The organism is Mammaliicoccus sciuri, assembly GCF_002901825.1.
Lineage (GTDB): Bacteria > Bacillota > Bacilli > Staphylococcales > Staphylococcaceae > Mammaliicoccus > Mammaliicoccus sciuri.
Genome location: NZ_PPQD01000018.1, coordinates 373,386 through 396,185 on the forward strand (window position 1 = coordinate 373,386; position 22,800 = coordinate 396,185).

The 22,800-nt window shown below is 32.5% G+C and carries 22 protein-coding genes; 8 read left to right on the top strand and 14 right to left on the bottom strand.

The annotated features are described in order from the left end of the window. Window positions 1-160: 160 nt before the first annotated feature. The 6 genes from CD035_RS06335 (at window position 161) to sarA (ending at window position 7,832) form a co-directional block, all read left to right on the top strand. Window positions 161-1,360 (top strand): enolase C-terminal domain-like protein, encoded by a 1,200-nt coding sequence (locus CD035_RS06335; protein WP_048541471.1) that lies wholly within the window; start codon window positions 161-163, stop codon window positions 1,358-1,360. A 584-nt stretch (window positions 1,361-1,944) separates the two neighbouring features. Continuing rightward, a complete protein-coding gene (locus CD035_RS06340) occupies window positions 1,945-3,456 on the top strand; it encodes a PTS mannitol transporter subunit IICB (protein ID WP_048541469.1) in 1,512 nt (503 codons plus the stop codon). 24 nt (window positions 3,457-3,480) lie between these two features. Next, window positions 3,481-5,523: a BglG family transcription antiterminator gene (locus CD035_RS06345; RefSeq protein ID WP_048541467.1), complete on the top strand. Its 2,043-nt coding sequence runs from the start codon at window positions 3,481-3,483 to the stop codon at window positions 5,521-5,523. A gap of 6 nt (window positions 5,524-5,529) precedes the next feature. Continuing rightward, on the top strand, window positions 5,530-5,964 hold the full coding sequence (locus tag CD035_RS06350) for a PTS sugar transporter subunit IIA (protein WP_025905499.1): 435 nt from the start codon (window positions 5,530-5,532) through the stop codon (window positions 5,962-5,964). After that, window positions 5,964-7,082, top strand: coding sequence for a mannitol-1-phosphate 5-dehydrogenase (locus CD035_RS06355; protein WP_048541464.1), 1,119 nt, complete (start codon window positions 5,964-5,966; stop codon window positions 7,080-7,082). Before CD035_RS06350 ends, CD035_RS06355 begins: the two co-directional genes overlap by 1 nt. A 381-nt stretch (window positions 7,083-7,463) precedes the next feature. Beyond that, a complete protein-coding gene (gene sarA / locus CD035_RS06360; protein ID WP_048541463.1) occupies window positions 7,464-7,832 on the top strand; it encodes a global transcriptional regulator SarA in 369 nt (122 codons plus the stop codon). A 738-nt stretch (window positions 7,833-8,570) separates the two neighbouring features. Here sarA and CD035_RS06365 read toward each other — a convergent pair. The 13 genes from CD035_RS06365 to CD035_RS06425 all read right to left on the bottom strand — a co-directional run bounded on the left by CD035_RS06365 (window position 8,571) and on the right by CD035_RS06425 (window position 19,968). Beyond that, window positions 8,571-9,353 (bottom strand): alpha/beta fold hydrolase, encoded by a 783-nt coding sequence (locus CD035_RS06365; RefSeq protein ID WP_048541461.1) that lies wholly within the window; start codon window positions 9,351-9,353, stop codon window positions 8,571-8,573. A gap of 132 nt (window positions 9,354-9,485) precedes the next feature. Continuing rightward, window positions 9,486-10,202 (bottom strand): hypothetical protein, encoded by a 717-nt coding sequence (locus tag CD035_RS06370; RefSeq protein WP_048541459.1) that lies wholly within the window; start codon window positions 10,200-10,202, stop codon window positions 9,486-9,488. A gap of 94 nt (window positions 10,203-10,296) precedes the next feature. Next, window positions 10,297-10,824: an SA0570 family protein gene (locus CD035_RS06375; protein WP_048541457.1), complete on the bottom strand. Its 528-nt coding sequence runs from the start codon at window positions 10,822-10,824 to the stop codon at window positions 10,297-10,299. 124 nt (window positions 10,825-10,948) lie between these two features. Then, window positions 10,949-11,728 carry an alpha/beta fold hydrolase gene (locus CD035_RS06380; RefSeq protein WP_048541455.1) on the bottom strand — a complete coding sequence of 260 codons (780 nt, stop codon included), beginning with the start codon at window positions 11,726-11,728 and terminating at the stop codon, window positions 10,949-10,951. Next, complete coding sequence (locus CD035_RS06385; RefSeq protein WP_228065162.1) at window positions 11,725-12,489, bottom strand: HAD family hydrolase; 765 nt, start codon at window positions 12,487-12,489, stop codon at window positions 11,725-11,727. The genes CD035_RS06380 and CD035_RS06385 overlap by 4 nt, the downstream gene beginning before the upstream one ends. 86 nt (window positions 12,490-12,575) lie before the next feature. Further along, on the bottom strand, window positions 12,576-13,556 hold the full coding sequence (locus tag CD035_RS06390; protein WP_048541452.1) for a FecCD family ABC transporter permease: 981 nt from the start codon (window positions 13,554-13,556) through the stop codon (window positions 12,576-12,578). Continuing rightward, window positions 13,549-14,439 carry an ABC transporter substrate-binding protein gene (locus CD035_RS06395; RefSeq protein ID WP_048541450.1) on the bottom strand — a complete coding sequence of 297 codons (891 nt, stop codon included), beginning with the start codon at window positions 14,437-14,439 and terminating at the stop codon, window positions 13,549-13,551. Before CD035_RS06395 ends, CD035_RS06390 begins: the two co-directional genes overlap by 8 nt. 97 nt (window positions 14,440-14,536) lie before the next feature. Next, entirely contained in the window at window positions 14,537-16,195 is a 1,659-nt protein-coding gene (gene argS, locus CD035_RS06400) for an arginine--tRNA ligase (RefSeq protein WP_048541448.1), read from the bottom strand. Beyond that, a complete protein-coding gene (locus CD035_RS06405) occupies window positions 16,192-16,608 on the bottom strand; it encodes a YwiB family protein (RefSeq protein WP_048541446.1) in 417 nt (138 codons plus the stop codon). Before CD035_RS06405 ends, argS begins: the two co-directional genes overlap by 4 nt. Window positions 16,609-16,813: 205 nt before the next feature. Continuing rightward, on the bottom strand, window positions 16,814-17,326 hold the full coding sequence (locus CD035_RS06410) for a YwhD family protein (protein WP_048541444.1): 513 nt from the start codon (window positions 17,324-17,326) through the stop codon (window positions 16,814-16,816). A gap of 68 nt (window positions 17,327-17,394) precedes the next feature. After that, window positions 17,395-18,693: an HD domain-containing protein gene (locus CD035_RS06415; RefSeq protein WP_048541443.1), complete on the bottom strand. Its 1,299-nt coding sequence runs from the start codon at window positions 18,691-18,693 to the stop codon at window positions 17,395-17,397. A gap of 23 nt (window positions 18,694-18,716) precedes the next feature. After that, window positions 18,717-19,478 carry a 2-keto-4-pentenoate hydratase gene (locus CD035_RS06420; RefSeq protein ID WP_048541441.1) on the bottom strand — a complete coding sequence of 254 codons (762 nt, stop codon included), beginning with the start codon at window positions 19,476-19,478 and terminating at the stop codon, window positions 18,717-18,719. A 13-nt stretch (window positions 19,479-19,491) separates the two neighbouring features. Then, window positions 19,492-19,968, bottom strand: coding sequence for a GNAT family N-acetyltransferase (locus CD035_RS06425; protein WP_048541439.1), 477 nt, complete (start codon window positions 19,966-19,968; stop codon window positions 19,492-19,494). 639 nt (window positions 19,969-20,607) lie between these two features. Between CD035_RS06425 and CD035_RS06430 the strand changes: the two genes are divergently transcribed. Next, entirely contained in the window at window positions 20,608-20,943 is a 336-nt protein-coding gene (locus CD035_RS06430; protein WP_255209537.1) for an SDR family NAD(P)-dependent oxidoreductase, read from the top strand. Window positions 20,944-21,093: 150 nt separating this feature from the next. Here the strand turns inward: CD035_RS06430 and rihB are convergent, their stop codons facing one another. Next, window positions 21,094-22,023, bottom strand: a complete 930-nt coding sequence (rihB, locus tag CD035_RS06435) for a ribosylpyrimidine nucleosidase (RefSeq protein WP_048541437.1) — start codon at window positions 22,021-22,023, stop codon at window positions 21,094-21,096. 102 nt (window positions 22,024-22,125) lie between these two features. Between rihB and yeiL the strand changes: the two genes are divergently transcribed. Beyond that, window positions 22,126-22,788: a transcriptional regulator YeiL gene (gene yeiL, locus CD035_RS06440; protein WP_048541436.1), complete on the top strand. Its 663-nt coding sequence runs from the start codon at window positions 22,126-22,128 to the stop codon at window positions 22,786-22,788. Window positions 22,789-22,800: the final 12 nt, after the last annotated feature.

Here is a 22,800-nt window from a genome sequence, read left to right on the forward strand (position 1 = left end):
AGATATTTACAATCATTGATTTATCAATCTTTTAGATGATATATATTTTAAAATTGGACTGATTTATTTAGTCTATTGCACATATATTTAGTCCAAATTGACTTTGCCTAGATTCAAATGTTTCAATTAATTTAATATTAAAAAGAAATGAGGACAAATAATGGAACCTACTATTATAGAAGATATAAAATGTTACACCGTAAAACCGGATAGACATAATTTAGTAGTTGTATATGTCGAAACGAACAAATCAGTTTCAGGTTTTGGTTGTGCTACTTTTCAACAACGTCCATTAGCTGTTAAAACAATTATTGAAGAATACTTAAAACCAATTCTTGTTGGAAAAGATGGAAATAACATTGAAGATTTATGGAAATTAATGAATGTAAATGCTTATTGGAGAAACGGCCCAATATTAAATAATGCTATTTCAGGAATTGACATGGCTTTATGGGATATAAAAGGAAAGTTATCTAAGATGCCTTTATACCAGATTCTTGGAGGGAAATCTAGAGATGCTATCCCTGCCTATTCACATGCTTCTGGAGAAAGCCTTGAAGATTTATTCAATGAAATTGATACTCTAAAAAATGATGGTTATACTCACATAAGATGTCAATTAGGATTTTACGGTGGTATAGCTTCTAAAATTAATATGCCTAAAAATAACACAGAAGGTAATTATTATGATCAAAAACAATATATGCAAACTACTTTAGAAATGTTTAAACAAATACGAAACAAATACGGAAATGATATAGAAATATTGCACGATGTACATGAAAGATTATATCCTAATCAAGCTATTCATTTTGCAAAGCAACTTGAAATGTATGATCCTTATTATATAGAGGACATTTTGCCACCAGATCAAAACGAATGGCTAACACAACTAAGGAGCCAAAGTACTACACCAATTGCAACTGGTGAACTCTTCAATAACCCAATGGAGTGGAAACATCTCATAGTTAATAGACAAATTGATTTTATTAGATGTCATGTATCTCAGATTGGTGGAATTACTCCTGCTATTAAATTAGCTCATTTCTGTGAAGAAATGGGTATAAGAGTTGCATGGCATACACCACCTGATATTTCGCCAATAGGTATTGCAGTAAATACACACTTAAATATTCACTTGCAAAATGCAGCTATTCAAGAACATGTAGATATAAAAGAAAATACAAGAAAATTATTTACACATATTCCTGAACCAAGTAATGGATATATTTATCCAATTGATAAAAACGGTATAGGGGTAGAAATAAATTTAGATTTAGTCGATTCTTATCCAATACAGTATAGACCTCACGAATGGACGCAAAGTAGATTACCAGATGGTACATTATTTACACCATAAATGAAATGAAACTAGCCTTCGTGAATATGTATCAGGTAGATTTTCAGGTCGATAATTTATTTTATCGGCCTGTAAATCTCGTTTTCGGGTCGATATTTTTATTTATCGGCCTGTAAATCTCGTTTTCGGATCGATATTTTTATTTATCGGCCTGCAAATCTCATTTTCGGGTCGATATTTTTATTTATCGGCCTGCAAATTCCGTTTTCGGGTCGATATTTGTTTTTATCGGCCTGCAAATCTCATTTTCGGGTCGCTATTTATTTTTATCGGTCCATATTTCTCATTTCTGGACCGGTAATTCCCACGAATCGGTCCAGAAACCTCCTCTTCTTCCTTCCCCTTCTTCTATTTCACCTTTATTTTCTATTTTATATTCCATAACAGTATGAAGCATATCTCCAAAAGTGTATAATTACATTACAAGTGTGTATAGGCTATTTTAATCCCCCAAATAAATGTTTATGACACGCATGTCAAAATGGATGTGACAAAGTTGCATTTACTAATCATTGTATATGTACATACATCTTCGTATGATTAAGTTACAAAATACTTTTTATATAAGGGAAGGTGTGTTCAATATGGCAGAACAATCTGAAAAGAAAAAAGGCATTGGTCCTAAGGTTCAAGCTTTTGGTTCATTTTTAAGTAGTATGATTATGCCAAACATTGGTGCTTTTATTGCTTGGGGGCTAATTACAGCACTGTTTATTAAAGATGGTTGGCTACCTAACGAAGAACTTTCTTCAATGGTTGATCCAATGATTAAATATTTAATTCCATTACTTATTGCATTTAGTGGTGGTCGTTTAGTTCACGGTTTACGTGGTGGTGTCGTTGGTGCGACAGCTACTATGGGTGTTATCGCGGCATTCCCAGATACGCCGATGTTAATCGGTGCAATGATTATGGGTCCATTACTTGGTTGGTTAATGAAAAAGGTTGACCAATTCTTAGTTCCTAGAACTCCACAAGGTTTTGAAATGTTATTCAATAACTTCTCAGCTGGTATTCTAGCTTTCATCATGGCGATTGTTGGTTTCAAAGGATTAGCGCCATTAGTTGAAGGACTTATGAAAGTCTTAGGTATGGGTGTTGACTTCTTAGTTTCTCATCACTTATTACCATTAGTAAGTATTATTATTGAACCAGCTAAAACAGTATTCTTGAACAATGCAATTAACCACGGTGTCTTAACACCTCTTGCATCTGAACAAGTAGCTCACGCTGGTAAATCTATTCTTTATACTTTAGAATCAAATCCTGGACCAGGTTTTGGTATTCTATTAGCTTATATGGTATTTGGTAAAGGTACTGCAAAAGCAACTTCATATGGTGCTGGTATCATCCACTTCTTAGGTGGTATTCACGAAATTTACTTCCCATATGTTTTAATGCGTCCTTTATTATTAGTTGCCGTTATTTTAGGTGGTATGACTGGTGTTGCAACATTTAGTATGTTCGACTTCGGTACTACTGGACCAGCATCTCCAGGTTCAATCTTAGCTTATATAGCTATTACACCTAAAGGTAGTTACTTAATTATGTTACTTGGTATCTTCTTAGCAACATTAGTTTCATTTGTAGTTGCATCTATCATCTTAAAATTCACTAAAGACCCTGAAGGCGACATTGAATCAGCTACTGCTGATATGGAAGCTCGTAAAGGTAAAAAATCTTCTGTTAGCGGTGCTTTAACTGGTTCTAAAGAACAAGAAAAAGGTGAAGCTTCTGAAGAAACAGAAGAAAAAGACGAATCTGAAGAACTGTTAGATCAATATGACACAGAAAATATTGATGCACATGATTTCTCTAATGTTAAAAAAGTTATCTTTGCTTGTGATGCTGGTATGGGCTCAAGTGCTATGGGTGCTGGTATGTTAAGAAATAAATTCAAAAAAGCTGAGTTAACTGATATTGAAGTTACAAATACAGCTATTAACCAATTACCAGACGATGCTGATGTTGTCATTACGCAAAAAACATTAACAGATAGAGCAATTAAGAAAAATCCTAAAGCAATTCATATTTCAGTAGATAACTTCTTAAATTCACCAAGATATGAAGAATTAATTAACGAACTGAAAAAATAATTTTACACAAAGGAGTGAAGAACGATGATGATCAGTAACCGGGAAAAGAGTATTCTCAAATTACTATCTGAGCGTCTTCACTCTTTTTTAACAATTCATGATATTGCACAAGCACTTGGTATTTCGTCTCGAACTGTTCATAGAGAGATGAAAAGCGTTGAAGATACACTGAATAAATATCACTTATCTCTGACAAGAGTTCCTAAATTAGGATTACGTATTGAAGGAGAACCAGAAGACATTGACAATTTTGTACAATCATTGACTGAACAAAATACAATTGATTTATCTGATGAAGAAAGAAAAGTTATTATTCTATACAACCTTATTCAATCTAAAGATCCAGTGAAATTATATAGTCTTGCGAATGAAATTGGTTCATCTACGCATACACTTAACAAAATCATTGAACAATTGGAACCTGAATTACACACATTTGAACTTTCATTAGAGCGAAGACGTGGTGAAGGTTTGATTCTGAATGGTGAAGAAGTCAACAAAAGACAGTTACTTGCTAGAATCATGTTAGAAAAATTAGATGGTGACAGCGTGTACTCTGTAGTAGAAGATCATTTCGTATATCATACGTTAAACGAAACACATCTTCGAGGAATCGTTGATATAGATAGATTGTTTAATGTCGAACGCTTGTTAATGGATGAACTCGGTACATTACCTTATACATTAACTGAAGCCAGTTACCTTACTTTAACGATTCATATCGTTTTAGCAATTGAACGTATTAAGCAAGATGGACATGTAGAAATTGAGAATGATATTTTAAATGAATTGATTTCGACGGATGAATTCAAAGTATCAGAGAGACTTACCAATGTATTAAGCGATATATATGATGTGACATTTAATCATTCTGAAATTGCTTTTATTACAATGCATTTAAGAGGTGCAAGACGTCGCCATGAAACAACTTATGAAAACAATGATATTCATAAGCAGCGCGTTACCGAACTTATAGAATTTGTAAAAGATCAAGGATTTTCATTTAAAGATGAAGAAGCCCTATTCAAAGGATTAAATTTACATTTAGAACCTGCGATTAATAGACTTGAGGCAAACATTGAAACCTACAATCCGCTTACCGAAATGATAGAAACCTATGATCAAGAGTTATTTGAAGCCGTTTCATCAGGTTTAAAGATTGTATTCATGAATTATCATTTTCCAAAAAGCGAAGTTGCATATATTGCACTTCACTTTGGTGGCATGTTACAAGCAAAACAAAGACGTTCATTACATGTTCTCGTTGTATGTAGCAGTGGAATTGGTACAAGCCGTATTCTATCCAATCGTTTGAAACAGCATTTTTCTGAAATCACGCAAACTACCGAAGTTTCTGTCAGTAGTTTAAAGTCGATTGATTTTTCAAAGTATGATGGCATGATTTCAACTGTAGCTGTAGATACGAAATACCCACACATTACAGTAAATCCTTTATTACCAAAGCAAGACGCTGAAAATGTGAAATACTTTTTGAAATTACAGCAATCTGTTGTCCATGATCCTCAAAATATGCAGAATCAAGAACAACCACTATCATATGAAGATTATGATCGCACTGTAACTTTTATAGAAGAAAGTTTATCACTGATTCAAGATATGATCGTTGAAAAGAAAAAAGTAACACAGTTAGAACGATATCTCATTCAAACACTGTCGAAGCATCGTGTGATTGACAATACACATACGTTCAGTGAAAAGCTTAACAGCCGTATGAATTTACAAGGCTTTGCATTAACTGGTTATCCAGTTGCTATTCCTCACCTTTCTGATGAATCAATCAAAAAGCCACAATTAATTATTACGGAGTTAACAAAACCATTAAGGCTAAAAACGATTGAAAATGAACATCAAGAAGTAAATTGGCTTGTATGTATGTTTATTCCGAGAAATTCGGAACAAGGACAACTTATGAGCGAAGTGTCATCCTTAATTACAGAACATTTGGATGATATTGATCAGTTGTTAAATGATAGAGTAAAGATAGAGAACACACTCAAATCATTTTTCTTAAATAAATTAAAACAAAAACTAACGAAAACGGAGTGAATTAAAATGACAAAATTATTTAATCCAGAAAACATTTTTATGAATCTTTCAGTAAATTCTCAAGAGGAAGCTATCGAAAAAGCTGGCCAAGCATTAGTTGAAGAAGGTGCTGTAACTGACAAATATATTACTGCAATGAAAGAACGTGAACAAATCGTTACAACATATATGGGTAACTTCTTAGCTATCCCACACGGTACAGATGAAGCTAAAACTGAAGTATTAAAATCAGGTCTTGTATTACTTCACATTCCAGATGGCGTAGATTGGGACGGCAATGAAGCTAAAGTAGTTGTTGGTATTGCTGGTAAAGATGGCGAGCATTTAGATATTCTTTCTCAAATCGCTATTGTATTTAGTGAAGAAGAAAATGTTGAACGTGTTATCAATGCACAATCTAAAGATGAAATTCTTGCAATCTTTGAGGAGGTTGAACTTTAATGAAAGCCATTCACTTTGGTGCTGGTAACATCGGACGTGGCTTCATAGGTAAAGTATTAAATGATAATGGCTATGAAGTAACATTCGTCGATGTTAACGAAACAATTATTAATCAAATTAATGAAGAACAAGCTTATCAAGTTGTTATCGCAAATGAAGAAAATACTAAAGAACCTGTTGCAGGTGTTAAAGGTATCAATAGCATTACTGAAACAGACAAATTAAAAGCAGCGATTTTAGAAGCAGATGTCATTACGACAGCTGTTGGTGTAAACATCTTACCTATTATCGCTAAATCATTTGCATCATTCTTAAAAGAACGTGAAGCTGGTAAACCATTAAATATCGTTGCTTGTGAAAATGCTATTATGGCAACAGATCAACTGAAAAAAGCCATTTTAGATATTACAGGTCCATTATCTGATGACATTAGCTTCCCTAACTCAGCAGTTGATCGTATTGTACCTCAAGGTCAAAAAGAAGGATCATTAGATGTATTAGTTGAACCTTTCTTTGAATGGGTTGTAGAAGCTTCAAAATGGCAAGGTACACAATTACAAGATGTACACTATGTTGATGATTTAACACCTTATATCGAAAGAAAATTATTAACAGTTAATACAGGTCATGCTTATTTAGCTTACTTTGGCCAATACAAAGGTTACCATACAATTCTTGAAGCTATTCAAGATGAAGAAATTAATGCAGGTTTACGTGAAGTATTAAAAGAAACAAGTGAATATCTTGTTTCTAACTTCGATGAATTTACGAAAGAAGATCAATCTTACTATGTTGAAAAAATAATTGGTCGTTTCCAAAACCCATATTTATCTGATGATGTAACAAGAGTTGGACGTGGTGTATTACGTAAAGTTGGACCAAATGATCGTATCGTCAAACCTCTAGTAGCATTATCTAAAACGAATAAGAAACATTCTGGACTCGTAAAAGCACTTTGCTATTTATTAGAATATCAAGATGAAAATGATAAAGAAACAGTAGAGAAAAACGACTATATCAAGGAACATAGCGTTGCTGAGTTCTTAAGTAAATATGCAGAATTAGAATCAGACATTATCGAAGAAGTTATTATTCAATATACTTCAATCAATAAATAATATTCTAGAAGTCGTATGTAAAATACGACTTCTTTATATGGCTAATTTTATAATATTCCCATTTAATATCGGCATATTTCGTAATTTTCAATTTATTTTATTGAAAGAATTAATAATAACCATGCACTTTAATTTTTTGAGATTATATTATACCTACCTTTCGTTTGTGACAGTTATATTATTTATATTATTATTTAATTAAATCCTACTCTTATTAGTTTACATACAGTTATTTTTAGGCTAAAATAAGTAAATAATTGATAAACTATAATTATGAATTAAAAATTTAAAACGCTTCCATGTTGATAATGCGAGGCTTTACCACCTAACTGTATTATTTCAATTACAGAAGCAAAATACTCACTTCTAGGGGGATTCAAAATGGCAATTTCTAAAATAGAAAATTGTTCAGATTTATTAGCACTTGTAACATATGTGGACAAATTAAAATCTATCATTAAAAAGGATTTTTCACTTAGCTTTGAAGAATTCGCAGTATTAACTTACATTAATGAAACAGACGATGAAGAATATCATCTTAAAAAAATCATTAGCAAGTTAAACTACAAACAACCACAAATTGTAAAAGCAGTTAAAAACTTATCACAACAAGACTACTTTACAAAAAGAAGAAATGAATATGACGAGCGTACAGTTTTAATTCTAGTTAATAAAAAACAACGTAAATCAATTTCAGAAGTTCTTGAAAAAATCGATAACGAAATCGCTAAGACTGAAATTAACGATTAATATGAACGAAGCGGAGACATTCTATGATGTCTCCGCTTTTTTGTGTGATATGGGGTATCTGTTATAGGGATATTCTTGGCTTTACTCAGGACTTAAGCCATGACTTGGATGATCTCTTGGCTTTATTCACCACTTAAGCCATGACTTCGACGATCTCTTGGCTTTACTCGACACTTAAGCCATGACTTAGACAATCTCTTGGCTTTACTTAGGACTTAAGCCACGACTTGGGCGATCTCTTGGCTTTACTCAGGACTTAAGCCATGACTTGGATGATCTCTTGGCTTTACTCACCACTTAAGCCATGACTTCGACGATCTCTTGGCTTTACTCGACACTTAAGCCATGACTTGAGCGATCTCTTGGCTTTATTCGACACTTAAGCCATGACTTTAGTAATCTCTTGGCTTTATTCAGGAGTTAAGCTACGACTTGGACCATCTCTTGGCTTTACTTAGGACTTAAGCCATGACTTGGATGATCTCTTGGCTTTATTCACCACTTAAGCCATGACTTCGACGATCTCTTGGCTTTACTCGACACTTAAGCCATGACTTGGGCTATCTCTTGGCTTTATTCACCACTTAAGCCATGACTTCAGCTATCTCTTGGCTTTACTTAGGACTTAAGCCACGACTTCAGCAATCGCTCCTCCTCTCCAAACCTCCCTATTCCCCAATCACCTCTCCCTACCAATAAAAAAAGCTAAGACATTATCAAATGCCCTAGCTCGCTTTATTATATAACTTGTTTATCTCTTACTGGTTGGTTTAAAAAAGATGATACGACTTGTTTGAATTTTTCACTTTCTTCAATAAATGGTGCGTGCCCTGAATGTTCGAATATTTCTGTTTGGGCATTTTTTATATTTTCCGAATCATTATCAATATCAAAAGGATCATGTTTACCTTTCACTATAAGTGTTGGTATGTCTATATGATCTATTTTGATATTTATACCATTTATAGATCTAACAGAAATTGCATCTTCTTCTGGTGTCATTCGATAATATTTTTTCACTTCTTGATACCATTTAAAAGTCGATTTAACATCATGAAATATTTCATTGAACAATATTAACATTGCTTCTTCTTTACTAAATCCTGCGACTTTATCTCTATGTTTGGCAATTAATTTAATAAGTGGTTGTTTACCTTGATTGGAAATTGAAGATACGAGTACTAACTTTTCTACTTTATCTGGATGTTGGTTTGTAAATTCTTGTGCAATTACGCCACCCATATCATGTCCTAATATATAAGCTGATTCTAAGTCTTCATTATGCATTAAATCTACAATGTCATCTATATGATTTTGGATGGAAATTTCTTGTTGTTTATCTGATTTACCATGTCCCCTAGAATCCATTGTATATATTGTAAATTGATCTTTCAGAAGTTGTACTGTTGAATTAAATGTTGCTAAATTCATATTTAATGCATGTAACATAATTAATGGTTTCCCTTTACCGTGTTTTTCATACACTATATGAGTACCATCCCTTGTTAATAATTCTCCCATAATGAGTACCTCCCTACTTTACAGTAATAATATACCCATTTAACAATTTTTCACACTTATAATATTAAGTTAATGTCATAAAAATAAATGCAAAAAATGATTGTAGCCAATACATCATTTCCTGCATTTATGTTATACATATTTTCTTGTTGAATACATCATTACAAAATAAAGGATAATAACGAGTATAATCGTCCAACTCGCAAATGTAACAATCATAATGACTGTTTCGTTCAACGTTACAGATGCAATTGTTTTTTGAATAACAGCTAATCCCATTGCAGCGACTTCAAGCTTTTTCATAAATATTGCGAGTATGACGAGAATGATCCCGACGCCAAATATGGTTTGAAATACTTGTAAAGGTAATACATACATTCCTAACGTAACATTAAATATTTTAAGCATACATAGAACAATACCTATACTAAATAAGGAAATATTGGTCATCATCAATTTCTGATTAGGATAGAGATAACTATGTTTTTTTATAATTAAATATATAACAAGTGTAATCGATAGTATGATCACAAAATAAAATATATACAATCCCGTTACAGCATTAAACGGAATGAGCTTTTTATCAAATAAATATGCCAATAATAAGAAGTGTAGTGTATAAAAAATGATTGGATTATAATTTACAACCACAATATTTCTCTCTATGATTTGAAGTATTTCAGCGTGAGATTTGTGTCGATATTCTGCATAGTCTATATCTTTCTCATCTGACTTTTTCATATCCTTCTTTAATGAATGTTGAACTTTATCAATTTGTTTAGGTAATACACCGACATGCTGTAAATAGTCATTTACATTTTCCAGCAATACATTATTGTTCGGACGCAAATAAATACACCACCTTCATTATAATATTGTATAAATTAATCCCCTATTATGCAATATGTATATAACATAACAGGGGATTAAATTCGTTATTGATTTAGTATTTACCTATATCAATACGATATACTTTAAATTGTTTACTATCAGGTGTTGCTTTTGAAAGCTGGAAGTGTGCTTGTCCATTATTTACGTAAGCATAACCGCCTGTATACTTATTATTTTGTACACGTTTAGTTGTATTGTCACCTAGAATTGAGACAAGCGGATCTAACTTCACATTTGTTAATTTGTCATAAATCATTGTAACACGTTTAACCGTTTCTTTATTACCGTTAACTTTGGCAGTAATAATCATATGTCCATTTTTAGTATCAAATTCGTAATAATTTTCTCTATCGTTACTATCATCAGAATATGAGAACATTAAATTAGGATACTTTGATTTAATTTTAGAAATCTTATCACCAATTTTAATACCTTCGATTGTTACTGTACCGTCTTTATAGGTCTGCACATTATTTTCGTTAATATTTAATTGATTTTTAGTTGCAGCATTTGCCTCAGCAAAAGTTGAAAATGGCAGAACCATAAGTACCATTGCAATTATTAAGAGACATTTTTTCATATGAGGTTCTCCTTCAGTCTGTGTCTTATATGTTATGCATTGAACTGCGTTAATTATAACATACAGATTACAAAATGACCACTTTTGTTACAATCATGTAACAAAACCGTGAAATATCGCTTGATTAACTTAAAAATTTTTCCAATACTCCAATGAATTTTTCTTTTTCCTCAATAAAAGGCAGTTCTCCTGAACCTTCAAACAGTTTGAATTCAGCATTCGGTAACAGTTCACTTATTCTTTTACCTTCGCTATATAATATTTTGCCATCGTATTGACCAGAAATGACGAGCGTACGTGTTTCAATATCTGGAAGTAACGATATAATATCAAAGTCTTTAAAAGAACGCTTAACAGCAATTTCCTCTTCCATCGTTTGCAGATCATTTGAAGGAATATGTGACTTTACAAACTTTTTAGCTTGTTTAATATTTTTATACCTGAATCTTAATAAATATTTTTCTTTGTCTTCATCAGACATCGTTCTAATTTCATCAGCATGTCTATCATAAATACGATTATCTGGAAACGTTGAATGATTGTCTGTAGGATTAATTAACACCATGCCATTGATTAAGTCAGGATTCTTATATGTGAGACCTGTTGCAATTGTTGCGCCAAGTTCTAGGCCAATCACATATGCTGAATTAATGAATAATGCATTTAATAGTTGTTGAATATCTGAAATATAGTCATCTACTCTACTATCATGTGGTGTATCACTTAAACCATGACCTCTTAAGTCAATAGATATAACCTGATAATTTTTACTTAACTTTTTAATAAGTGGTTCAAAGACATCCATGTCTTGAAAAACACCATGCAACAAGATAATTGGATAGCCGCTACCTTTTGTTTTATAGTGTATGGCAACATTTTCTTTCGTTAAAAATAAATTCATCATGCTTCACCTCTTTCGATTTGTTTACAAACTTCTATGAGATCACTTAAGCTTTCGATTGTATAATCTAATTCGTGCTCCTCTGGTGTACCAATGACTGAATTAGCCATCCATGCAGTCTTCATGCCCATAGCATGTGCTGCTGCGATATCATTTAAAGGACAATCTCCAACATATAATGCATGATGCGCCGTTATGCCAAGATGTTTCAATATATCTTCAAATATGATTGGGTCTGGCTTCATAGCGCCCACCTCATCAGAAGTTGAAACATAATGAATGTATGGATAAATACCGATTGCATTCATAACATGTGTAATTTCTTCACTCTTACCATTCGCTACAACACCTAATTTATAACCCATGCTGCGTAATTTATCCAATGCTACCAATGTATCATAAAAAGGAAAATGGTATCTGTAGTGATGCATTTTATAGTCGTTATAAAATGTCTTCCACGATATCCTTTCTATATTTAATCTCTTAACAAGTTCTTGATATACCCATTCAACATCTTCTATACCATAGGGATTTAACGTTAAATATACTTTTTCAAAATCACGTCTTTGGACTGTTACCATTAACTCATGAAATCTCTCAAATTGTTCTTCCAAAAACTTCATTCGCGATTTCTCACGATCTACAAGCGTATCTTCTAAGTCAAAAATAATCGCTTGAATATCACACGAACACATGTCATCATCCCTTTCATAGAAACATTTTAAACTATTCCATAAAGAAAGCAATACAATTTTTACATACAAAACACCAACCCTCTATCATAATGTTTAAAGGATTGGTGTCCGTATGCTATTGATAGTCATTTAATACTGATTGTTACCTTAAATATTTAGTAAGTTCTTTCTTTTTTTCGTTGTTCTGTAATCATTAAATACATCATAATTGGTATGGCAATAATTGAGAGTATAATGCCAACCGGAATTTGTATCGGACTTATGATAATTCTGCCAACAGTATCTGCAATTAATAAAAGTGCACCGCCGATTAATAAATTCAAAAACATTTGTACGTTAATAGGTACCTTGTACACCCTTCTAACAACTTGAGGTACAATCATACCAATAAATCCAATAATACCCGTGAAACTTATAATAACGGCTGTCATTATAGCAGCTAATAGCAAACATGTCCATGATATCAATCGAACATTCACGCCAAGTGTTGTCGCTTTATCTTCACCTAATTGAATCATTTTAATATAATGACTCATCATAAACAAGATTAAGATACAGATTAAAGAAACAATACCAGTTATTTCTACAGTTATTTTTTCGGCAGATGAAACGCTACCAAACATATACGACACCATGCTATTTACTTTATCCGGTTTCAGCAATAAAAGTATATAGAGTGCCGAACTAAAGAACGCACCAATAAAAATACCTGAAAGTATCATCGTTGCTACATGAAATGTTTTGACCATCGTTTCTGTAATGAGTACAACAACGATAAGCGTTAACAAACTGAAGAATATAGAAAATAATGGCACAAACCAAATGGAAACACCTATAAATACGGCAAGCGCACTTCCGAATGTTGCACCGCTTGCTAAACCTAACGTAAAACTATCCGCGAGTGGATTATTCAATATCGTTTGATAGATTTGACCACTCATGACTAGCCCCATACCAACAATTAATGCTAAAAGTGTCCGCGGTACTCTTAACTTGTAAAAGATTGTCCATTCAAGTTGATTATCAAATTTCCATGTTATACCCGTAGATCCTACGAATAAAGAAATACCAATTGCAAACAATAGAACGAGAAACCATATCACAACATGGCGATAAACTTTATGATTATTAGTCATAAACTTTTTCAGAAAGTTCTTTTAGCCCTTTCGCTAATCTTGGTCCTGGTCTAGAAATCATATCTGCATTTAGTGCATGAACGTGTTTCTCTTTAACAGCATTAACTTGGTCAAAGCCATCTCTATTGTTATTTAATTTTTGATATTCTGCTTCAGACTGTCCACTAGTTGTAATCATCACATCAGGATTTCTTTTAAGAATGCTTTCTTTATCCGTTTTAATCCATCCTTCTTGATCATGATAAAGGTTCTTAGCTTTGATAGAAGTTAACATATCATCATAAAACGTATTTGATCCTGAAGTGTAAATGTCAGGTTGAGAAGAAATTTCCATAAACACTTTTTTACCTTGTTGATCTTTTGGTACATCTTTAACAACATCTTCTATTTCTTTCTTCACTTTACTTACTAATTTATCTGCTTCTTTTTCTTTACCTGTTACTTTTCCAACTTGCTTGAATGTATCATACATTTCATTAATTGAATTTGCATCATCTATGTAGACGACTTTCACGCCTGCATCACTTAATTTTTTTAAATCTTTTTCTTGTGTAGATTTGTTCGACTCATGCGCCAAAATTAAATCAGGTTTTGCTTTTAATAATGCTTCTGTATCGAGTTTAAAGGCATCGAATTGTTTTTTATCTTTCACATCTTTAGGATAATCATCAACAGTTGATACCCCAACGACTTTATCTCCAAGTCCTAATGCGTATAATATTTCTGTATTACTTGGAATAAGCGACACAATACGCTTATATTCTTTCTTATCAGTTGTTTCTTGTTTCGTTTCTTTTTTGTTATCCGTCTTATCTCCGCTTTGGCAACCCGTCACTATAATCATAGCAGCAAAGATTAAATAAAATATTTTGTTTAATTTCATACTTAATTTCCTCCATATATTTATTTAAAAAATGGTACACAAAAAGGCGCAACTCAAATAAGATTGAGCTGCACCTCAATTAAAATAATGATTAAAATTACATAGATTCTGGAGCTGACACACCTACTAATGCTAACGCATTGCGAAGTGTAATACGTGCCGCTTCAATTAAAGCTAAATGCGCTTTAGTCTTCTCTGCATCATCTGTTAATACTTTCTCTGCATTATAGAACTTGTGGAACTGTGCAGCCAAATCTTGAATATAATTCGTAATACGATGTGGACTGCGTGATTCTGCAGCAGAAACAATTGTTGGTTCAAATTCAGCAATTTTCTTCAATAAATCAAATGCTTTTTCATGTGTAATTAAAGATAAATCGACGTTTTGATCAATCGTGATACCTTTTTCTTCTGCTTGGCGAATAATAGATGATATACGCGCATGTGCATACTGTGCATAATACACTGGGTTATCTTGTGATTCTTTCTTAGCTAATTCCATATCAAAGTCAAAGTGTGTATCAGGACTACGCATCGTTAAGAAGTAACGAGCAGCATCAATGCCTACTTCATCCATAATGTCACGTAATGTAATAGCATTACCTGTACGTTTACTCATTTTTACTTCAACGCCGTCTTGTAATAATCGTACCATTTGCATAATTTGTATTTCAAGACGTTTTGAATCTACGCCAAATGTTTCTAGAGATGCTTTTAATCGATTAATATAACCGTGGTGATCAGCACCAAATAAATTAATTAATTTGTCAAAACCACGTTCTACTTTATCGTAATGATAAGCAATATCTGGTAAGAAATACGTATACGTACCGTCTTGTTTAATTAACACACGGTCTTTATCGTCACCAAATTCTGTTGTTTTTAACCATGTTGCGCCATCTTGTTCATAAGTATAGCCTAATTCTGTCATTTTATCTAAGACAGCTGAAATTTTGTTTGTTTCATATAATGATGTTTCACTGAACCAATTATCAAAATGAATATTAAAATCTGCTAAGTCTTGTTTTAATTTTTCCATTTCATAATCTAAACCAAGTTTACGGAATGTTTTAATACGTTCTTCTTCAGCTTCATCTTTAATTTCAGGATGTTTTTCAGCTAAGTCTTTACCGATTGCGATAATATCTTTACCATAATAACCATCTTCAGGTAATTCAGCATCTAAACCTAACGCTTGATTATAACGCGCTTCAATAGAGTGCGCTAAATTTTCAATTTGTTTACCTGCATCGTTAATATAATATTCACGTGTTACATCATAACCAGCTGAGCTTAACACGTTTGATAACGTATCACCTACTGCTGCATTACGTGCATGTCCAATATGCAAATCTCCTGTTGGGTTTGCAGATACATACTCAACGATGATACTTTCGTTTTTACGTTCTTCTGTTTGACCAAATGTTTTACCTTTTGTTAAAGCTGTCTTAATAATTTCAGTTAAATATTGTTGATCTAGGTAGAAATTAATAAATCCAGGACCTGCAATATCTACTTTCTTAACATTTGCTTTATTTGTGTCTAAATTTTCTACGATTTGATTCGCAATTTCACGAGGATTTTTACGCGCTAATTTTGTTAATACCATCGCAATATTTGAAGAATAATCTCCATTTGCAGGGTCTTTAGGTGTTTCAATTTTAATTTCTGGAACTGTTTCTACAAGTTCAGATTTAATGATACTTGCTTTAATTTCTTCAATTAACGTTTCTTTAACTTGGTTAATAATGTTCATTCATTTATCTCCTTATAATTAATTTGAAATTGGTATGTTCCAAGTAACCCAGTTTGATCACTTAGCTGATAATGTATCCTGAGTTTACCTTGTTGATCGTCTATAAAGTGTTTGATTGATAATGTATTAACGTGCATGGTCATGCGTCCTGCTTCTGTATCATAATAACTAATCGTTTCTTGTCCTTCAACAAAATGAAAGACTGTTTTGACCGCGCCAGTACGGTGGATTTTTACGCCATCATCTTCTATTTTAAGCATATTTTTTACGATTTGTTCATCAATCGTTTCTTCATATCTAATTATATCGCTATTTCTTCTATGAAATGTACCTGATGTTTTTGTTTGAAATGCTTCTTTCTCGCCATTTTGTTTCACGACTTGTTTAATATTTATATTAATATTTTCTTTCATAATTGGCCACCTCACCGTTTAAGAACGTATATCATTATAGCATATTTGACTATTAAAATTAAAAAAAGCAGGGCGAAAAGCGCCTGCTTTTTTTAGTGTCCTAGCTATAGTAGCTATCAACTATTTTACTTATGATATTGTGAAAAGACAATAGCTATTTAGTTGAATTGTGATAATTCACAATTAAGTCACAAAATAGACATATTTAATTTATCTCTAAAGAAGATTTTAGTTCATCACTACTGTTATGCCACATTTCAGAATTATGTTCTTGAAGGAATTTCTTAAGAACAGCTCTATTTTCATCACCAATTTGGTCAATTTTTACTTGATGTTTCATAGATTTATCCATCATATTCACGTGCTCCGGCATACTTTTATATCCACGCTTCTTAGGTTTATTGACCATTAAATAGCAACCTGTTAGCCCTGCATAATATGGTCCTTGTTCGCCACGTTCAGTTGTAACCCAGCAAAGCCAATATTCTTTTGCTTCTTCACCTTTGACTTCTTCTATATCTTTAACCCATTTCAAACGCTTTTCTACTTCAGCTCTAGCATGCATGGCACCAATATCGATAAATGCAGTTTGTTCTGATACATCGATAAATACAGGCGCAACGTTGTCTAAACTTATAGAGCCTATATTTGTACCTTTATGCCCATCTAATGGATCATTTTTAATGATATTAAATTGAAATCCTTTCTTTTCAGCCACTTGTTTCACCTCATTTAATTCATGATTACATCATACTAGAGTATCAGACTGACATTCAAGTTTGTAATCTACACGAGTTCATTTAATATATTGATAATATCGCCTTTAATCGTTTCATCTTCCATTTCTATAATTAATTCTTTAGGATAATACAATTTATAGTCTAAACGTTTAATCCCTGTAATACTATGGATGATGACTGATTGGCTACTAATTTCTTTAATACGACCTGTCTTCTGTAATAGATGAATCGGCTGTCTATTTGATCCTGGTCGGTCATAATCATACGGTAAGTCTGAGAACGAGTCACAAACGAAATAATATTCTGGATCAATGCCACCTTTTTCAAATAGATCTGTCAGTTCACCAATCGTAATTATAGATCCATCAAATGGTAAGTATTTAAACAAATCACGATTAACAAATCTTTTACTCAAATCACTCAAGATCGGGTCATCTTCTTCAGTCCACTCTTCTAAATAATACATCACGACCGCTTCATCTAGACGAATATAATCAGCGATTGAAACATCTTCTTCAAAAAATGGAATTAAATATTTTGGTTGCTCTTTAAATGAATATCCTTGATCATAAAGTACTTTCGCACGCTTAAAGCAGCGATTAAGCAATACTTCTCCACCTCGACTCACCGGGTGAAAATAAATTTGCCAATACATTTGATAACGACTCATTAAGAAGTTTTCTACTGCATGCATACCACTTTCTTTAATCAACACTTCATCTTTAGACGGACGCATCAATCTAAGTACGCGTTCCATATCAAATTGACCATAACTAACACCTGTAAAATAAGCATCTCGCTGTAAATAATCCATGCGATCTGCATCTATTTGAGATGAAATCATCGATATGACTAATTTATTTTCATGTGTCTTATTAATCACTTCTGCTACTTCAGCTGGAAAATCAGGCGACACTCTACTCAACACTTCATTAACTTCTGTATCACCTTTAATGATCAGCTGTGTGAATTTTTCATGATCCGTTAGAAAGATTTTTTCAAAACAATGTGAAAACGGACCGTGCCCTAAATCATGTAAAAGTGCTGCACATAATGCGAGTGGTCTATCCTTATTATCCCAATGTGCACGCCCTTCAAATACTTCATCTATCATACGTCGTACAATTTCATATACACCTAGAGAATGTCCAAAGCGACTATGCTCAGCTGTATGGAAAGATAAATAGAGTGTTCCAAGTTGTTTAATTCTTCTTAAGCGTTGAAATTCTTTCGTTTTGATAAGATCCCAAATTAATTGGTCTCTTACATGTATATAACGATGAACAGGGTCTTTAAAAACTTTCTCTTCAGGTAATTTTTTTGTTCCATAAGCTTCCTGTGTCACTTTGTTCCCTCCATTTCATCCAATTATTCTACAATAAACTCTATTTCGCCGACATTTTCATATACGACTTTATACTCTCCTTGTGTTAAAGGTTTTGGCAAAATAAATGTTCCGCTTGAAATAAACATGCCAGGTGTTAATGAACGATTATATTCTTTAATTTCATTAATCAACCACTTAACAGCTTTAGCAGGATGTCCCTCAACTTCTGTACTAAATCCAGAAGCTAATTCTTTACCATCTAAATATAATGTCCCTTTAATGTTATCTATATCTTCATAACTTAATTTCTTAGGTTCACCGTATACAACGCCACCACTTACTGCGCTATCAGCAATAATTTCCGTTACAGATAAATTAGGGAACCAATTACTAAAACGTGAATCTGGAATCTCTACTCCTGGTGCAATCAAGCATTTATTCATAATATCTTCAAGGCTATCTTCTTCTGTTAATTCTTCTTGTACAATAAAGACTAATTCTAACTCTGCTAAAGGTTCATTTAAGTCATTTAAATAAATATGTTTATCCAAAATAGTTGTTTCTCCCATCGCACCATATAATGGCGTTGTTGAGGAAAAGATATCTCTCGTTTCTTGACTCGTTAAACTAATTTTATAACCTTTATGAATTTCAGTTTCTTCCTTACGCTGCAACACACCTTCTTGAATATCATATGCAGCATGTTCAGTTATATTCGATGGTAAAACACCATTTGGAATAATTGATTGATTCTCATAAGCTTCATAAAATTGTGAAATCCATTTATTTAGTGATTGTTCCATTACAATCAACCTCCTAAAAAGTTTTTTTCATTAACGTCGTGCGCATTGTGTCACCAAAAAGTAATTCCTCATATTCACGTATCACTTCAAAACCTTCCTTTTTATAAAAGGCTATACCGATATCATTCTTTCCATCCACTTCTAAATAAACTTCATGATATGAATCTTTGTATTGATCTAAACCTGCCTGTAATAAAGCTTTACCATACCCTTCACGTTGCGCTTCAGGTAGAACATAATGAGAAGATAAATACAATTCAGTACCTTTGATAAAATTAGCAAAACCTACAATCTTATCTTCATCTTCTGCAACAAAGAAATCAGAATCATTAATGCGCTTTTGAAGCATCTCTTTAGAATAAGACGCATTTAAAAATGCCGTCACAGTGCTCGCAGTATAAATATTGGTATACGTATCATACCAAGCCTTAGACGCTACATTTTTAATACCTGAATAATCTTCAATTGTTGCTTTTCTTACATTTGCCATAAATATCTCTCCTCTATCTACCTTACACATCAATCGTCAATTCATGATGTCTATTAATCTAAGTTTGTAAATCCCCGTTTAATAATGTTCTAATGTACACATTTTAAATAACTTTATATCTCACGTTATAAATAATTATATCATTTATATATTAAAAACTATAATATTCAGAATACTTAATTATACCCGAAAACCCTACAGAAATGTAATATTTGTTAAGTATGTTAACACAAATTTAAAATACAGAACGTCAAAATATAAAAAATGAAAAACTAACAATCATTTTTACCATATAATAATCCCCTCACTATAAAAAGAGTAAACCACCAAACTCTTTAATATGTAATTACAGAATAATTTATAATGTCACTAAGTGATTTATTATCTGTAGAGATTGATGCCACACTCTTCTACTTCCATAGTGTGGGTTAGATAGAGGATCATGTACCAATAGAATATTCTGTTTCTAAATACAGAGGCGATTTAAACTCATTTATCTTTAATATTTCTTCATAATTTAGCCATGTTCAAACAATTTATAAGCTCGACGATAGCAATAATGCAGTCCAATCATGAATAAAAAGGTGATATGCTATCACAAATATATTAGAGCACTTCAAATTACAAGGTAAAGTTGCAATCTTTAGCGGTGGCACAATAGGAATAGGTCAATCAATGGCATTAGCATTAGCACAAGCAGGCGTTCAGATTATCATTGCAGATCATAACGCCTCATCAATTAAAGAAACACTCTCAGGAATTAAACAGAGTGAAGACTTTGAAACAGTTGCATTAAAAGTAGACATAACCGATCCAACATCGGTAAATCAAATGCTCAATAACGTCATAGAACAATTTGGCAAAATTGATATGTTAGTCAATAAAGTTGGGATGACATACAACGTAACAGAAGAAGAACTCACATTTGAAGATTGGAATAAAGTTATGAATCTAAACTTGAATGGAATATTTTGAGTGAGTTGATGTTTGAATAGTGAATTCGCGGAGCTGATCGCACGAAGACTAGCGGTGAAAAGCTTTTTCAAATTAAATATTTAATTTAAAGGCCACACTTATAAAAGCGCAGCCTTTTTTCTATTTATATTTTACACATATATTCTTTCTTTAATACATACGTATACATTCATATAAAAGATCGAAGAATTCGTCGACTTTGACGTTTTTTGCTACTTTAACGTTATGTTCTTTTTTGAGTACGTCCGATTCGTCACATACTGTTCGTCCATAACTTGGTCCGCGATTAATGTCGATTTCTACGTACATATCTTGAACTTCAAATAAGTCTTTATTTACGAGATATCCTATTGTTGTTGCATCGTGTAATGGACCTGCTTCTAATCCAAATTCTTGGAATTGTGTTTTTAAAGTAAAATTCATTAAATCACTAAATAATTGGCCAGCTTTATTATTTGTTGATTCCATGCGTTTTATAATTTCTGGTGTACATAATGTCTTGTTTGTTACGTCTAGACCCATCATGATGATTGGTACACCTGATTTAAAAACAATATGTGCCGCTTCTGGATCAGCAAAAACATTAAATTCTGCTGATGGCGTGAAATTACCATTACCATATGCACCGCCCATTAATACGATCTCTTTAATTTTAGATGAGATGGATGGTTCTAATTTCATCGCTAAAGCAATATTTGTTAATGGGCCAGTTGGTACTAGCGTAATATCTCCTTCACTATTTAATAACGTTTCAATGATAAATTGTACCGCTCTTTTATCTTCGGGTTCTCTATTTAACGCATCAAATACAGGACCATCCATACCTGTTTCTCCATGAACATTGTCAGCTACTACACGTTCTCTCACTATAGGTTCAGACGCCCCACTATATATTTTAACGTCCATATTCAAGTGTTGTGCAACACTCAAGCCATTCTTAACCGTTTTCTCAAGCGTTTGATTCCCTGAAACAATTGTTATACCAAGTAAATCAATATTAGGATGAATGTATGCCATTAACATCGTTATTGCATCATCATGACCAGGGTCGCAATCTAAAATTATTTTTTGTTTTTCCATTATAATTCCTCTCCTCTTTGTAAGCCTTTTCTTTATTCTTGTATTATACTTCTGCAAAGATTAAAGTAAGTATGAGAAATATCATATAAGAGGTGTGAAATATTGAGAGAAATTTATAATGACAAACTTAAACAAGATATGATAGACCAATTCAATTATCTCGATCTCTTTGGATTTGATGTGCAACAACACGTAAAACTCTTTTTCATTTCTCAAAAAGATCATATCATCCAAGACACTCAAAAACCCGAATATTTATTTTATCTTGTTAAAGGAAAGACAAAATTATACGAATACATGGAAAATGGCCAAGTTTCTTTAATCGATTTTTTTGATCCTTCTTCTTTTATAGGAGAAATGGAACTGATAGATGAACACGCCGCACCTCTTAATGTCCAAGCAATAGAAGATTGTTGGTGTTTAGCAGTACCACTTTATGAACTTAAAGACAGTTTATTAACTGATCCAGTATTATTAAAGAATTTACTATCTTATATCGCACATAAGAACATGAAAAATATTCGAACTTCAACACGAAATCAATCATATCCATTGTCTAAAAGACTTGCTTCTTTTATTTTAGTTACAGAACAAAATGGTAAATATGAAGAAAAACATACACAAGTCGCACAATACTTAGGTGTATCTTATCGACATTTATTATTTGTTATCGCAGAATTTGTACAAAAAGGATATATAGCAAAAGAGAACACTAACTATATAATATTAAATAAGGATGAATTAAAAAAGTTAGCAAATATATAATATGATATAAAA